Origin of the sequence: Pseudomonas sp. TSRC2-2 (assembly GCF_049897785.1) — a bacterium.
Lineage (GTDB): Bacteria > Pseudomonadota > Gammaproteobacteria > Pseudomonadales > Pseudomonadaceae > Aquipseudomonas.
Map to the genome: position 1 here is coordinate 23315 of NZ_JAFCWZ010000014.1, position 14729 is coordinate 38043.

Consider the following 14729-nt stretch of genomic DNA (forward strand, 5'->3'; position numbering starts at 1 on the left):
TCCCCCGGGCCGCCGGCTTCTGAGCTTTTCCAACACAGTTAGTGGAGAGATCACCTTGGTAGAGTACGTAGTTTCCCTCGATAAGCTCGGCAAACACGATGTTGAGCATGTGGGGGGCAAGAACGCATCCCTGGGCGAGATGATCAGTAACCTGGCAGGCGCCGGTGTTTCGGTCCCCGGCGGCTTCGCCACGACGGCTCAGGCCTATCGTGACTTCCTCGAACTGAGCGGCCTGAACGAGCAGATTCACAAGGCCCTCGACGCGCTCGACGTCGACGACGTCAATGCCCTGGCCAAGACCGGCGCACAGATCCGTCAATGGATCATGGACGCCGAATTCCCCGAAAAACTGAATGCCGAGATTCGCACCGCATTTGCTGCTCTGTCGGCCGGCAATCCTGATGTCGCCGTGGCCGTGCGTTCCTCCGCCACCGCCGAAGACTTGCCGGACGCGTCCTTCGCCGGTCAGCAGGAAACCTTCCTGAACATCCGTGGCGTGGAAAACGTTATCCGCGCCGCCAAAGAGGTGTTCGCTTCGCTGTTCAACGACCGCGCGATTTCCTATCGCGTGCACCAGGGCTTCGACCACAAACTGGTCGCCCTGTCGGCCGGTGTGCAGCGCATGGTGCGTTCGGAAACCGGCACCGCCGGCGTGATGTTCACGCTGGACACCGAATCCGGCTTCCGTGACGTGGTGTTCATCACCGGCGCCTACGGTCTGGGCGAAACCGTCGTACAAGGCGCGGTCAACCCGGATGAATTCTACGTACACAAAGGCACGCTGGAGGCCGGTCGTCCGGCAATCCTGCGTCGCAACCTCGGCAGCAAAGCGATCAAGATGATCTACGGCGACGAGGCCAAGGCCGGTCGTTCGGTCAAGACCGTCGATGTCGACAAGGCCGAGCGCGCGCGTTTCTGCCTGACCGACGCCGAAGTCAGCGAGCTGGCCAAGCAAGCGATGATCATCGAGAAGCACTACGGCTGCCCGATGGACATCGAGTGGGCCAAGGACGGTGACGACGGCAAGCTGTACATCGTACAAGCGCGTCCGGAAACCGTGAAAAGCCGTACCCAGGCCAACGTCATGGAACGTTATCTGTTGAAGGAAACCGGCACTGTGCTGGTGGAAGGCCGCGCCATCGGCCAACGCATCGGCGCCGGTAAAGTGCGGATCATCAAAGACGTCTCCGAGATGGACAAAGTCCAGCCGGGCGACGTGCTGGTCTCCGACATGACCGACCCGGACTGGGAACCGGTAATGAAGCGCGCCAGCGCCATCGTCACCAACCGTGGCGGGCGTACCTGCCACGCGGCGATCATCGCCCGTGAGCTGGGCATCCCGGCGGTGGTCGGTTGCGGCAACGCCACCCAGCTGCTGAAGGATGGCCAAGGCGTGACCGTGTCTTGTGCCGAAGGCGACACCGGTTATATTTTCGAGGGCGAACTGGGCTTCGACATCAAGAAGAACTCCGTCGACGCCATGCCGGAGCTGCCGTTCAAAATCATGATGAACGTCGGCAACCCGGACCGCGCCTTTGACTTCGCGCAACTGCCGAATGCCGGTGTGGGCCTGGCCCGTCTGGAATTCATCATCAACCGCATGATCGGCGTCCACCCGAAAGCGCTGTTGAACTACGACGGTCTGCCGCAGGAAATCAAGGATAGCGTCGACAAGCGCATTGCCGGTTACAGCGACCCGGTCGACTTCTACGTCGACAAACTGGTAGAAGGCATCAGCACCCTGGCTGCAGCGTTTACGCCGAAAAAAGTCATCGTGCGTCTGTCGGACTTCAAGTCCAACGAATACGCCAACCTGATCGGCGGCAAGCTCTACGAGCCTGAAGAAGAAAACCCGATGCTGGGCTTCCGTGGCGCTTCGCGTTACATCAGCGAATCGTTCCGCGATTGCTTCGAGCTCGAATGCCGTGCGTTGAAGCGCGTGCGCAACGAGATGGGCCTGACCAACGTAGAAATCATGGTGCCGTTCGTCCGTACTCTCGGCGAAGCCAGCCAGGTGGTCGACCTGCTCGCCGAAAACGGCTTGAAGCGCGGCGAGAACGGTCTGCGCGTGATCATGATGTGCGAGTTGCCATCCAACGCGATTCTGGCTGATGAATTCCTTGAATTCTTCGACGGCTTCTCGATCGGCTCCAATGACCTGACCCAACTGACGCTGGGTCTGGACCGTGACTCGGGGATCATTGCTCACTTGTTCGATGAGCGTAATCCGGCAGTCAAGAAGCTGTTGGCCAACGCCATTCAGGCGTGCAACAAGGCCGGCAAGTACATCGGCATCTGCGGTCAGGGCCCTTCGGACCACCCGGACCTGGCCAAGTGGCTGATGGAGCAGGGCATCGAAAGCGTGTCGCTGAACCCGGACACCGTGCTGGAAACCTGGTTCTTCCTCGCCGAAGGCCAGGCGCAGGCTTGATGGAAATGTAACGGCCCGTTCCCCTTGTGGGAGCGAGCTTGCTGGCGAAGACGGACTGACATTCGACACTGATGTGACGAATGTGCCGTTTTCGCGAGCAAACTCGCTCTCACAGGGGGCGGGCCTTTTGATTGAAGTAGGGCGGGCTCTTGTAGATGCCGCCCTTTTTTGTGCAAGAGCATTATGCAAAGCAGTAGCAATCTGTTTCCTGTCGCGCTGATCAGCGCCGAGCGGCGCGGCGATCTGAGCGAAGACGTCTATCGATTGAAACCCGGCAACAGCCCGGACTGGTCCGTGGAGATCGCCGTCACGCGCCTGGGCATGGCCGATGACACGGCGCCACGCGGCGTGCCGGTGATTCTGTTGCATGGCAGCTTTTCCAATCGGCGCTTCTGGTTTTCCCCCAAAGGCCTCGGACTTGGCGCGTATCTGACGCGGCAGGGCTTCGACGTGTGGATTCCGGAAATGCGTGGCCACGGGTTGTCGCAACGCAACGAGGACTATAGGCGCAATCGGGTGGCCGACTACGCGCGCTACGATCTGCCGGCAATTGCCGCGTTCGTGCGAGAGCAGAGCGGGCAGATTCCGCACTGGATCGGTCATTCGCTGGGCGGCATCACCCTCGCTGCCGCCCTGGGAGGCGAGTATCTGGGTGAGCCTGCGGTGGCGTCGGCGGCGTTTTTCGGCACCCAGGTCAGCCGCACTTATTGGCCGCTGAAGATCCCGCCGCTGGAGTGGGGCAGTCGCTTCATTCTCAAGCGTTTTGCGCAGTTGTCCGGTTCACGCCTCAAACGCGGTCCGGAAGATGAGCCGATCGGGCTCGCCATCGAAAGCATGCGCTGGTACGGCTTGTTCGGCCGCTTCGGCGATAAGGACAAGGACTGGTGGGCCGGGCTTGCCGAGGTCAAGGTGCCGGTGCTCGCCGTGACGGCAGCGGGGGATCATCAGGATCCGGCGTGGGCCTGTCGCAAACTGTTCGAGCAGTTCGGCTCTGAGCACAAGCAATTCATCAATCTGGGCCGCGAGCAGGGCTTCTCGGATAATTTCGGTCATGTCGAAATGTTGGTGAGCAAAGCAGCGCAGGCTGAGGTGTGGCCGCTGGTGGCGCGCTGGTTGAACGATCAGCAGACGCCATTGCTGGCACAGACAGCGGATTTGGCTGCAGCGGTATAAAGGGCGTTCCGTTCAGCCTGGCTAGCGGCTAAGATATGACGCATCGCGCCATTCTGGTCACATTTCGTGACTGTTTAGCGATAACGTTTTAGCGATAACGTTTCAGCGGCGGTTCAGGTTCGCTCAGCGACCATGGCATGGACTAAGGTAAACAGCGACCGCCGGAACTCGTCTCATCAGAATGCGGCATCCTTGATCGTCTTCCTTGTTACAGGAGTTTTTCGATGGAACATTACCTTACGCCTGACCTGTGCGACGCCTACCCGGAGCTGGTGCAGGTGCTGGAACCGATGTTCAGCAATTTCGGCGGCCGTGATTCGTTCGGCGGCGAAATCGTCACCATCAAGTGCTTCGAAGACAACTCGCTGGTCAAGGAGCAAGCCGAACTCAACGGCAAAGGCAAAGTGCTGGTGGTTGATGGTGGCGGCTCGCTGCGCCGTGCACTGCTGGGCGACATGATCGCCGCCAAGGCCGCGCAGAACGGGTGGGAAGGGCTTGTGATCTACGGTTGCATCCGTGACGTTGATGTCATCGCTCAGACCGACCTCGGCGTGCAGGCGCTGGCGAGCCATCCGATGAAAACCGACAAACGCGGCATTGGCGACCTCAACGTTGCGGTGACTTTTGCCGGCGTGACGTTCCAGCCGGGCCAGTACATTTATGCGGACAACAACGGCGTGATCGTTTCGCCGAGTCCGCTGAAAATGCCTGAATAAGATTTCGACAAGGGATGCGGATGTTCGAGGAAGAAAACGCGCAATGGGGGCTGGTGCATGCCCTGGTGCTGGACGGCAAGGGTGGTGCGCGTTCGATAGCCCGGACTGAGCTTGACGATTTGCAGTTGCAGGCCCATGAAAGCCTGTGGCTGCACTGGGATCGTAGCCATCCGCAGACCCAGACCTGGCTGCGCAAATCCAGCGGGCTCAACGAATTCACCTGCGATCTGCTGCTGGAAGAGAACACCCGCCCGCGTCTGTTGCCATTGCCCGACTCCGAGCTGCTGCTGTTTCTGCGCGGGGTCAATCTCAACCCTGGCGCCGAACCGGAAGACATGGTCTCTGTACGGATTTTCGCCTCCGCTCATCGCGTGATTTCCCTGCGCTTGCGGCCGTTGCGCGCTACGGATGAGTTGCTGGCGTTGCTGGCCGAGGGCAAAGGTCCGAAAACTTCTTCCGAATTGATGCTGTATCTGGCGCAGTTCCTCACCAATAAAGTGCAGGATCTGGTCACGTGTCTCTCGGAAGTGGTCGATGAAGAGGAAGAAAAACTCGACGCCGACGAACGGTACACCCCCGAGCATGGTGCCATTTTGCATATCCGTCGCAGAGCGGCCGGGCTGAAGCGTTTTCTTGCGCCGCAGCGCGATATTTTCGGACAGCTGACGCGGATAAAACTGCCGTGGTTCGTCGAAGACGATGCCGACTACTGGAACGAATTGAACAACAGCCTGACCCGCTATCTCGAAGAGCTCGAATTGACCCGAGAGCGCGTGGGGCTTGTGCTCGAGGCTGAAGACCGGCGTTTGAGCGTGCACATGAATCGCACCATGTACCGCTTCGGCATCATTACCTGCATCTTTTTACCGATGAGTTTCATCACCGGTTTGCTCGGCATCAATGTCGGCGGTATTCCGTTTGCCGAAAGTCCGTATGGTTTTCTGATTGCCTGCCTGACGGTACTCGCCCTGGCATTCGGCCAGTGGTGGTTATTCCGCCGTTTGCGCTGGGTGTGAACATGGCGCATGTGACCCGAGCAAATCTGCCCGCGTCTTTCACAGACATCACGAGAGGTGCGTATGCACGATCCGTTTGAACAGTCTTTGCGCGACATGCTCAACGCTTCGCCGTCCAGCCGCGACGACGATGCGTGCCTGGGCCGCGTACTCAAAACCGCCAACCGCCAGGTCGGCGCCGGTGATCTGTTCAGCCTGCTGGGCCGCTGGCTGCCCGCGCTGATGATCGCCCTGAACAATGGCTCGGCGCATGTCTCGCCGGTTTCCCGTCTTCGTAAAACCACTGCTCGCACTGCTGATAAGGCTGATTGAATATGGAACTTGATCTCTGGACTCAGAGCCTCGTCACTGCAATGACTGCGTTGTGGACCAAAGTCGCTAATTTCATTCCGAACCTGTTCGGCGCACTGGTTGTGCTGCTGTTGGGTTTCGTCGTGGCCAAGCTGCTCGACACCTTGCTCTCCAAATTGCTTGCCAAACTGGGCCTTGATCGCCTGATGGGCGGTACCGGGCTGACCAAGCTGATGTCGCGAGCCGGGCTGCAGGTGCCGATCTCGACGCTGATCGGTAAAATCGTTTACTGGTTCGTTCTGCTGATTTTTCTGGTTTCTGCGGCAGAATCCCTTGGCCTTGAGCGAGTTTCAGCTACGCTGGACATGCTGGCGTTGTATTTACCGAAGGTTTTCGGCGCGGCGCTGGTATTGCTGGTCGGTGTCCTGCTGGCGCAACTGGCCAACGGGCTGGTGCGCGGGGCGGCAGAAGGCGTAGGCCTGGACTACGCTTCCGGGGTGGGGCGGATCGCGCAGGGGCTGGTAATCATCATCAGCATCTCGGTTGCGATCAGCCAGCTTGAGGTCAAGACTGACCTGCTGAACCATGTGATTGTCATCGTATTGATTACCGTTGGTCTGGCAGTTGCGCTGGCCATGGGTTTGGGAAGCCGGGAAATCGCCGGTCAGATTCTTGCGGGAATCTATGTGCGTGAGCTGTACGAGGTTGGGCAACAAGTGCGTGTTGGCGAGGTCGAAGGCCAGATCGAAGAGATCGGCACGGTTAAAACCACATTGCTGACCGATGAGGGTGAGCTAGTCTCTCTCTCCAATCGGATCCTGCTGGAACAGCATGTGAGTAGCCGCTAAACCGGCAAACCCTGCTAATGTATGCCGCCGCAAAATGCCAGCCGAGGCTGGTTGTGGCGGACATTGACCTGACTGTCGGCACGACTTGTTTTGAATAAAGCCCAACCGCTATCCACGCGCTACGACCCCCGCGAGCTCTCTGATGAGGAGTTGGTCGCGCGCTCGCATACCGAGCTGTTTCACGTAACGCGCGCCTACGAAGAGTTGATGCGGCGTTACCAGCGAACATTATTTAACGTCTGCGCGAGATATCTTGGGAACGATCGCGACGCAGACGATGTCTGTCAGGAAGTGATGCTGAAGGTGCTGTACGGCCTGAAGAACTTCGAGGGGAAATCGAAGTTCAAAACCTGGCTTTACAGCATCACTTACAACGAATGCATCACGCAGTATCGGAAGGAACGGCGTAAGCGTCGCTTGATGGACGCTCTCAGTCTGGACCCTCTTGAAGAAGCGTCTGAAGAAAAGGCGCCGAAGCCGGAGGAGAAGGGTGGGCTTGATCGCTGGCTGGTGTATGTGAATCCGATTGACCGCGAAATTCTGGTGCTACGATTTGTCGCAGAGCTGGAGTTTCAGGAGATCGCAGACATCATGCACATGGGTTTGAGTGCGACAAAAATGCGTTACAAACGCGCTCTAGATAAATTGCGTGAGAAATTTGCAGGCATTGCTGAAACTTAGTTCAGCGCAAATATCTCTTACGTGTAGGCAAGTTCTGATAGACTTGCCGCCGAGTTGTCCCCCGGTTTGCGGGACTGCTTCACAATCACCAGATGGGGATTTAACGGATGAAACTGAAAAACACCTTGGGCTTGGCCATTGGTTCTCTGATTGCCGCCACTTCGTTCGGCGCTCTGGCACAAGGCCAAGGCGCAGTTGAAATCGAAGGCTTCGCTAAGAAAGAACAATTCGACAGCGCTCGTAACTTCAAGAACAACGGCAACCTGTTCGGCGGTTCGATCGGTTACTTCCTGACCGACGACGTTGAACTGCGTCTGGGCTACGACGAAGTGCACAACGTACGTGCCGACGATGGCAAGAACGTCAAAGGCGCTAACACCGCTCTGGACGCTCTGTACCACTTCAACAACCCAGGCGACATGATTCGTCCATACGTTTCGGCCGGTTTCTCTGACCAGAGCATCGACCAGAACGGTTCGAACGGTCGTAACCGTTCCACCTTCGCCAACGTTGGCGGCGGTGCCAAGCTGTACTTCACCGAGAACTTCTACGCCCGTGCCGGCGTTGAAGCTCAATACAACATCGACCAGGGCGACACCGAGTGGGCTCCTAGCGTCGGTATCGGTGTGAACTTCGGTGGCGGCTCCAAGCCTGCTGCTGCTCCAGTTCCAGCACCTGCTGAAGTCTGCTCCGACAGCGACAACGATGGCGTTTGCGACAACGTTGACAAGTGCCCGGACACCCCAGCCAACGTAACCGTTGACGCTGATGGCTGCCCAGCAGTTGCTGAAGTTGTTCGTGTTGAGCTGGACGTGAAGTTCGACTTCGACAAGTCGGTAGTCAAGCCTAACAGCTACGGCGACATCAAAAACCTGGCTGACTTCATGAAGCAGTACCCATCCACCACCACTACTGTTGAAGGTCACACTGACTCCGTCGGTCCTGACGCTTACAACCAGAAACTGTCCGAGCGTCGTGCAAACGCCGTTAAGCAAGTTCTGACCAACCAGTACGGTGTTGAATCGTCCCGCGTTCAGTCTGTTGGCTACGGCGAATCCCGCCCAGTTGCTGACAACAAAACTGACGCTGGCCGCGCTGTAAACCGTCGCGTAGAAGCGCAGGTTGAAGCTCAAGCTAAGTAATTAGCTGCCGCTGATGGAAAAGCCCGGCTCAGGCCGGGCTTTTCTTTGTCTGCGATTTGGCTTTGAATTTTGAAAGATCGCAGCCTGCGGCAGCTCCTACATTCAGATCATATGTGTCCTGTAGGAGCTGCCGAAGGCTGCGATCTTTTGCTCTTCCACGACAGCAGCCACCGCGCCAATCACCAGAATCGCCGGGCTCTTCAATTCAAACGCCGACGCATCCTCAGCCATCGCACTCAGATCACTGCGACATTCGCGCTGATGCGCCAACGAGGCGTTTTCGATCATCGCCACTGGCGTATCCGCCGCCATCCCTCCGGCCAACAGCTGATCACGAATCTCCCCCAATTTGGCCACGCCCATGTAAATCACCAGCGTCGTCCCGCCTTGCGCCAGAGCCTGCCAGTTCAACTGACTGTCGTCCTGAGTGTGCGCGGTCACCAACGTCACCCCGCGCGCCACGCCACGCAACGTCAAGGGGATATCGCATTGAGTCGCCCCGGCCAGCCCGGCGGTGATGCCGTTGACCAGTTCCACCTCAACGCCACGCTCGCGCAGCCACTGCGCTTCTTCACCACCACGTCCGAAAATGCACGGATCGCCGCCCTTGAGCCGCACCACGCATTTACCCTGACGGGCGTAACGCAGCATGAGCCGATGAATGAACGCCTGCGGTGTCGAACGGCAGCCGCCGCGCTTGCCGACGGGGATAACCCGCGCACCCGGGCAGTGTTCCAGCACCGCGCCGTTGACCAGATCATCAATCATCACCACATCGGCCTCGCGCAATGCGCGCACCGCTTTGAGCGTCAGCAATTCCGGATCGCCAGGGCCTGCGCCCACCAGCCAGACTTTCGCATTCATGGTGTTGTCCTCGTTAACTGACCGCCACCGGCCGCGCTTCGGCAGCCAGCAGACGCTTGATTTCCGGCACGCAAGAGCCGCACTGCGTGCCGCATCGGAGATTGTTTTTCAGGCCTTGCAGATCCAGGCCTTGGCGAATGCCGGCGCAGACTGTATTGAGGCTGACGTTTTCGCAATTGCACAGAATTCTGTCGCTCGCGATGGCGCCGACAGCGCCCGGTGGTGCACTCATCGGCGCGAGCAGCCAGCGGCGCAGTTGCTGGTCGGCGCGGCCCTCCAGCCACAGGCTTTGCAACCAGTGTTGCGCAAGGGTTTCGCCGGCCAGGCGAATGGCGGTGATACGGCCGGTCTCGATGCGCACTCGCTTGCCAATGGCGCGACGCGGATCGTCGTAGGCCAGAACCGGGCCATCGAGCAGCGACAAGCACTGGTCGATCTCGGCCAGCAACTGTGGCGCCGGCGCCTCGGCATGCGCAGCGCGTATCAGCAACGCTGGCCGCTCACGACCAACGAGGCTGAGGCTGACGTAGGCAAACGCCTCGCAGAGCGGGCGTAGCGTCTCGAAATGCCGCTGAACATCACCCTCGATCAAGGCGAACAGTTGCCACGGCAGGTTGACTGCCTCCAGACGCACGCCGCTGTGCTTGAGCTCCGGTTGTCTGGACAGCGGATCAAACGCCGACAAGGTCAGCTGGTTTACACCGCCCTTGAGATAGCGATCGCCCCAGTGCATCGGCAGGAACGCCTGGCCCGGACGCACACTGTCGTCGCTGCCGACCGCAACAATCACCGCGCCACGGCGGCTTTTCAGATTGACCAGATCGCCGGGCTGCAAGCGGTGCCGGCGCATCTCGTCAGGGTGCAGGCTGAGCACGGCTTCGCTGACGTGGCCGAACAATTGCGCGGCGGTGCCGGTGCGGCTCATGCCGTGCCATTGGTCACGCAGGCGACCGGTGAGCAAGGTCAGGGGGAAGCGCGCGTCACGTTGTTCCTTGGCGGCGCGGTACGGATCGGCAATGAACTGCGCGCGGCCATTGGCCGTAGGAAAAATGCCGTCGCCGTACAAGCGTGGCGTGCCTTGGCGGGCGCCGGCAGGGAAGGGCCATTGCTGCGGGCCGATCTCGTCGATCAAGGCATGACTGATCCCGGAGAGATCCAGATCGCGCCCCTGGGTCAGCAGTTTGAATTCGTCAAACAACTGCGAAGGCTGATCGAAAGCGAACAGACTTGGCTGCTGAGGACGCAGACGTTGTTCCAGACGCTGTGCGAAATCCACCGTGATTGCCCAGTCCGGCCGCGCTTCGCCCGGTGCGACAACCGCTTTGCGCACGTGGGAAATGCGCCGCTCGGAGTTGGTCACCGAACCTTCTTTCTCGCCCCAACTGGCGGCGGGTAACAGCAGGTCGGCAAACGCAGCGGTTTCGGTGGTTCGAAAAGCTTCCTGCAACACCACAAAAGGACAGGCCTCAAGCGCTGCGCGGACTGCGCTCTGATCAGGCATTGATTGCGCCGGATTGGTACAGGCAATCCACAGTGCTTTGATTTTGCCGCTGCGCAGGTTTTCGAACAGTTCGATGGCGCTAAGGCCCGGCGCCTCGGGCAAGCTCTCCACGCCCCAGTACGCCGCCACTTCGGCGCGATGCTGCGGGTTGGCGGCATCACGATGGCCGGGCAGGAGATTGGACAGACTGCCGGTTTCACGCCCGCCCATGGCATTCGGCTGACCGGTCAGCGAGAAAGGTCCTGCACCGGGACGGCCGATTTGCCCGGTGGCCAAGTGCAGATTGATCAACGCACTGTTTTTCGCGCTGCCGGCGGTGGACTGGTTCAGGCCCATGCACCACAGCGACAGGAAGCTCGGCGAGGTGCCGACCCATTGCGCGCACTGCTGCAATTGCTCGACGCTGATCCCGCACAGTTGCGAAACCATCTGCGGCGTGTAATCGCGTACCAGGGTTTTTAGCTCGGCGAGGCCTTCGGTGTGCGCCTTGATGAAATCGCGATCGATCCAGTCTTCCCACAGCAGCAGATGCAAAATCCCATGGAACAACGCGACATCTGTGCCCGGAAGAATCGCCAGATGCAGGTCAGCCAGTTCGCAGGTATCGGTGCGACGCGGGTCGATGACGATGACTTTCATCTGCGGACGACGGGATTTGGCTTCCTCCAGTCGACGGAAAAGCACCGGATGGGCGTAGGCCATGTTACTGCCGACGATCATCACGCAGTCGCTGATCTCCAGATCTTCATAGCTGCACGGCGGAGCATCGGCACCGAGGCTGCGTTTGTAGCCGACCACCGCCGACGACATGCACAGCCGCGAATTGCTGTCGATGTTGTTGGTGCCGACCAGCGCCCGCGCCAGTTTGTTGAAGGCGTAGTAGTCCTCGGTGAGCAACTGCCCGGAAATGTAGAACGCCACGCTGTCCGGACCGTGTTCGGCGATGGTTTCGGCGAAGACGTTGACGGCGTGTTCCAGCGCGGTGTCCCAGTTTGTGCGACTGCGCGCCAGGCCCTTGCCCAAACGCAGTTCCGGGTACAAGGCGCGCGCGGCGAGGTCGCCGGTCAGGTGCAGCGTCGAGCCTTTGCTGCACAGTTTGCCGATGTTGGCCGGGTGCGCCGGATCGCCGCTGACGCCGAGGATGCGCTCGCCGTCATGCTCGATCAGCACGCCACAGCCGACCCCGCAGTAACAGCAGGTCGATGCGGTCGTCTGGCGGTTCATCAGATGGCGTCCCGCAGGGCCAGTTGCACTCGGCCATTCTCGACCCGCGCCGGATGATGGTGCGCACAGCCGATGTCCGGCGCCTGGGCTTCGCCGGTTTCGAGGTCGATCTGCCAGTTGTGCAGCGGGCAGGCCACGCGCTTGCCATAAATCAGGCCCTGCGACAGCGGGCCGCCCTTGTGCGGGCAGCGATCATCGAGGGCGAAAACTTCGTCGTCGCTTGTACGAAAAATCGCGATGTCACCTTTCGGCCCGGCAATGATCCGCGAACCGAGGGCGTTGATCTCTTCCAGCGCACAGATATCGAGCCAGTTCATGCCGGCACCTCCAGGTTTTTCACGGGGATCACGTCGAATTCTTTCTTCAGTTGCGGCTGTGCCAGGCGTTCTTTCCATGGGTCCTGTTCGAACGACAGGGAGAATTGCAGGCGCTCGTTCAAGGCCTTGCGCCGCTCGGCGTCTTCGAGCACGTTTTTCTTGATGTGCTCCATGCCGACCCGCTGCAGGTAGTGCACGGTGCGCTCGAGATAGAAGGCCTCTTCGCGATACAGCTGCAGGAAGGCGCCGTTGTATTCGCGGACTTCTTCGGCAGTCTTGAGCTTGACGAAGAACTCGGCGACTTCGGTCTTGATTCCGCCGTTGCCGCCGATGTACATCTCCCAACCGGAATCGACGCCGATGATTCCTACGTCCTTGATGCCCGCTTCTGAGCAGTTGCGTGGGCAACCGGACACGGCCAGCTTCACCTTGTGCGGCGACCACATGTTGAACAGGTCGTGCTCGAGTTCGATGCCCAGTTGCGTCGAGTTCTGTGTGCCGAAGCGGCAGAATTCGCTGCCGACACAGGTTTTCACCGTGCGGATGGATTTGCCGTAGGCGTGACCGGACGGCATGTCGAGGTCTTTCCAGACGCCGGGCAGGTCCTGCTTTTTGATTCCCAGCAAGTCGATGCGCTGACCGCCGGTGACCTTGACCATCGGCACGTTGTATTTGTCGGCCACATCGGCGATCCGGCGCAGTTCCGATGGGTTGGTGACGCCGCCCCACATGCGCGGCACCACCGAATAGGTGCCATCCTTCTGGATGTTGGCGTGGGCGCGTTCGTTGATCAGGCGTGATTGTGGGTCATCCTTGGCTTCGCCCGGCCAGGTGGAAATCAGGTAATAGTTGAGCGCCGGGCGACAGGTCGCACAGCCATTGGGCGTGCGCCAGTTCAGGTAACTCATCGTCTCGGCGATGGTCAGCAGGTGTTCCTGGCGAATCGCCTGACGAATCTGGCCGTGGTTGAGGTCACTGCAACCGCAGATGGCTTTTTCGCTTTTCGGTTTGACGTCCGCCGCGCCACCCACCGTGTTGATCAGGATCTGCTCGACCAGACCGGCGCAGGAACCGCAGGAGCTGGCGGCTTTGGTGTGTTTCTTCACTTCATCGACGCTGAACAGGCCGTGTTCCTGAATCGCCTTGACGATGGTGCCTTTGCACACGCCGTTGCAGCCGCAGACTTCGGCGCTGTCGGCCATGACCATCGCTTTGTCCTGGCCCTGATGTCCTACATCGCCCAGAGCGTTTTCGCCGAACATGAGGTGATCGCGGATCTCGCCGATGGCGTGATTCTCACGAATCTGGCGGAAATACCAACCGCCATCTGCCGTATCGCCGTACAGGCAAGCGCCGACCAACACGTCATCCTTGATCACCAGTTTTTTATACACACCGCCGATCGGGTCGGAGAGGGTGATGGTTTCGGTGCCTTCGCCGCCCATGAAGTCACCGGCTGAGAACAGGTCGATGCCGGTGACTTTGAGTTTGGTCGAGGTCACCGAACCCTGATAACGAGCGAATCCCAATTGGGCGAGGTGGTTGGCGCAGACTTTGGCCTGTTCGAACAACGGTGCGACCAGACCGTAGGCGATGCCGCGATGGCTGGCGCACTCGCCGATCGCGTAGATGCGCGGGTCGTAGGTTTGCAGGGTGTCATTGACCAGGATTCCGCGATTGCACGGGATGCCGGCCTTTTCCGCCAGTTCAGTGTTGGGGCGGATGCCGGCGGCCATCACCACCAGATCGGCAGGGATAATGTCGCCGTTCTTGAATTGCACCGAGCCAACCCGGCCATTGCCGGCGTCGTGCAGGGCCTGGGTCTGTTCGCACAGACGAAAATGCAGGCCACGGGATTCCAGCGCCGATTGCAGAAGCTGGCCACTGGTCTTGTCCAGTTGCCGCTCCAGCAACCATTCACCCAGGTGCACCACGGTGACGTGCATGCCGCGCAGCATCAGGCCGTTGGCCGCTTCGAGGCCAAGCAGGCCGCCGCCGATGACCACGGCGTGTTTATGGGTTTTGGCGGTGTCGATCATGGCCTGGGTGTCGGCGATGTCGCGGTAACCGATCACGCCCTGCAACGTATTGCCGGGGATTGGCAGGATGAAAGGGGTCGAACCGGTGGCGATCAGCAGGCGATCGTATTCGGCTTCGGTGCCGTCCTCGGCGATCACCCGGCGCTTGACCCGGTCGATCTCCACCACTTTGCGATTGAGCAGCAGCTTGATGTTGTTTTCCAGGTACCAGTCGAGGTCGTTGAGGACGATCTCTTCAAACGTCTGCTCGCCGGCCAGCACCGGCGACAGCAGGATGCGGTTGTAGTTGGTGTGCGGTTCGGCGCCGAAGACGGTGATGTCGTAGAGCTCGTTGCTCAGCTTGAGCAGTTCTTCCAGGGTACGCACCCCGGCCATGCCATTGCCGATCATCACCAGTTTGAGTTTTTTCATCAGGTTCTCCGGGAGCTGCGGCTGGCCTCTGGTGGGCCGTCGGGCCTTGCTCGACAAATTTTGCGAAAACAAAAA

Annotated in this window: 12 protein-coding genes; 8 read left to right on the plus strand and 4 right to left on the minus strand. The window is 59.7% G+C overall.

The genetic code is table 11. The annotated features are described in order from the left end of the window. The first annotated feature begins 55 nt into the window (after positions 1-55). The 8 genes from ppsA to ACP7D9_RS25225 all read left to right on the plus strand — a co-directional run bounded on the left by ppsA (position 56) and on the right by ACP7D9_RS25225 (position 8298). Positions 56-2431 (plus strand): phosphoenolpyruvate synthase, encoded by a 2376-nt coding sequence (ppsA, locus tag ACP7D9_RS25190; protein WP_426159934.1) that lies wholly within the window; start codon positions 56-58, stop codon positions 2429-2431. Positions 2432-2614: 183 nt separating this feature from the next. Continuing rightward, entirely contained in the window at positions 2615-3604 is a 990-nt protein-coding gene (locus ACP7D9_RS25195; protein WP_426159935.1) for an alpha/beta fold hydrolase, read from the plus strand. 224 nt (positions 3605-3828) lie between these two features. Next, the gene (rraA, locus tag ACP7D9_RS25200; RefSeq protein WP_101157310.1) at positions 3829-4320 is read left to right on the plus strand and encodes a ribonuclease E activity regulator RraA; all 492 of its coding nucleotides are present in this window, start codon (positions 3829-3831) and stop codon (positions 4318-4320) included. Between the two features lie 20 nt (positions 4321-4340). Beyond that, positions 4341-5336: a zinc transporter ZntB gene (locus ACP7D9_RS25205; protein ID WP_101157312.1), complete on the plus strand. Its 996-nt coding sequence runs from the start codon at positions 4341-4343 to the stop codon at positions 5334-5336. Between the two features lie 63 nt (positions 5337-5399). Beyond that, positions 5400-5648, plus strand: coding sequence for a hypothetical protein (locus ACP7D9_RS25210; protein WP_003223293.1), 249 nt, complete (start codon positions 5400-5402; stop codon positions 5646-5648). A 2-nt stretch (positions 5649-5650) separates the two neighbouring features. Next, on the plus strand, positions 5651-6475 hold the full coding sequence (locus ACP7D9_RS25215; RefSeq protein ID WP_101157314.1) for a mechanosensitive ion channel family protein: 825 nt from the start codon (positions 5651-5653) through the stop codon (positions 6473-6475). 90 nt (positions 6476-6565) lie between these two features. Further along, a complete protein-coding gene (sigX, locus tag ACP7D9_RS25220) occupies positions 6566-7156 on the plus strand; it encodes an RNA polymerase sigma factor SigX (RefSeq protein ID WP_016773832.1) in 591 nt (196 codons plus the stop codon). 107 nt (positions 7157-7263) lie between these two features. Next, positions 7264-8298, plus strand: a complete 1035-nt coding sequence (locus ACP7D9_RS25225; RefSeq protein ID WP_016773833.1) for an OmpA family protein — start codon at positions 7264-7266, stop codon at positions 8296-8298. Between the two features lie 102 nt (positions 8299-8400). Here the strand turns inward: ACP7D9_RS25225 and cobA are convergent, their stop codons facing one another. From cobA to nirB, 4 genes are read right to left on the minus strand one after another with little or no spacing between them, the layout of a single operon-like run. Next, on the minus strand, positions 8401-9162 hold the full coding sequence (gene cobA, locus ACP7D9_RS25230; RefSeq protein WP_426159936.1) for a uroporphyrinogen-III C-methyltransferase: 762 nt from the start codon (positions 9160-9162) through the stop codon (positions 8401-8403). Between the two features lie 13 nt (positions 9163-9175). Beyond that, entirely contained in the window at positions 9176-11887 is a 2712-nt protein-coding gene (locus ACP7D9_RS25235; protein ID WP_426159937.1) for a molybdopterin-dependent oxidoreductase, read from the minus strand. After that, positions 11887-12204 (minus strand): nitrite reductase small subunit NirD, encoded by a 318-nt coding sequence (gene nirD / locus ACP7D9_RS25240; protein WP_016773836.1) that lies wholly within the window; start codon positions 12202-12204, stop codon positions 11887-11889. The genes ACP7D9_RS25235 and nirD overlap by 1 nt, the downstream gene beginning before the upstream one ends. Continuing rightward, complete coding sequence (gene nirB / locus ACP7D9_RS25245; RefSeq protein ID WP_426159938.1) at positions 12201-14654, minus strand: nitrite reductase large subunit NirB; 2454 nt, start codon at positions 14652-14654, stop codon at positions 12201-12203. The genes nirD and nirB overlap by 4 nt, the downstream gene beginning before the upstream one ends. Positions 14655-14729: the final 75 nt, after the last annotated feature.

Coding starts and splice junctions, on each gene's coding strand:
- ACP7D9_RS25195 (WP_426159935.1), top strand. CDS start 2,615: ATGCAAAGCAGTAGCAATCTGTTTCCTGTCGCGCTGATCAGCGCCGAG.
- rraA (WP_101157310.1), top strand. CDS start 3,829: ATGGAACATTACCTTACGCCTGACCTGTGCGACGCCTACCCGGAGCTG.
- ACP7D9_RS25205 (WP_101157312.1), top strand. CDS start 4,341: ATGTTCGAGGAAGAAAACGCGCAATGGGGGCTGGTGCATGCCCTGGTG.
- ACP7D9_RS25210 (WP_003223293.1), top strand. CDS start 5,400: ATGCACGATCCGTTTGAACAGTCTTTGCGCGACATGCTCAACGCTTCG.
- ACP7D9_RS25215 (WP_101157314.1), top strand. CDS start 5,651: ATGGAACTTGATCTCTGGACTCAGAGCCTCGTCACTGCAATGACTGCG.
- ACP7D9_RS25225 (WP_016773833.1), top strand. CDS start 7,264: ATGAAACTGAAAAACACCTTGGGCTTGGCCATTGGTTCTCTGATTGCC.
- cobA (WP_426159936.1), bottom strand. CDS start 9,162: ATGAATGCGAAAGTCTGGCTGGTGGGCGCAGGCCCTGGCGATCCGGAA.
- ACP7D9_RS25235 (WP_426159937.1), bottom strand. CDS start 11,887: ATGAACCGCCAGACGACCGCATCGACCTGCTGTTACTGCGGGGTCGGC.
- nirD (WP_016773836.1), bottom strand. CDS start 12,204: ATGAACTGGCTCGATATCTGTGCGCTGGAAGAGATCAACGCCCTCGGT.
- nirB (WP_426159938.1), bottom strand. CDS start 14,654: ATGAAAAAACTCAAACTGGTGATGATCGGCAATGGCATGGCCGGGGTG.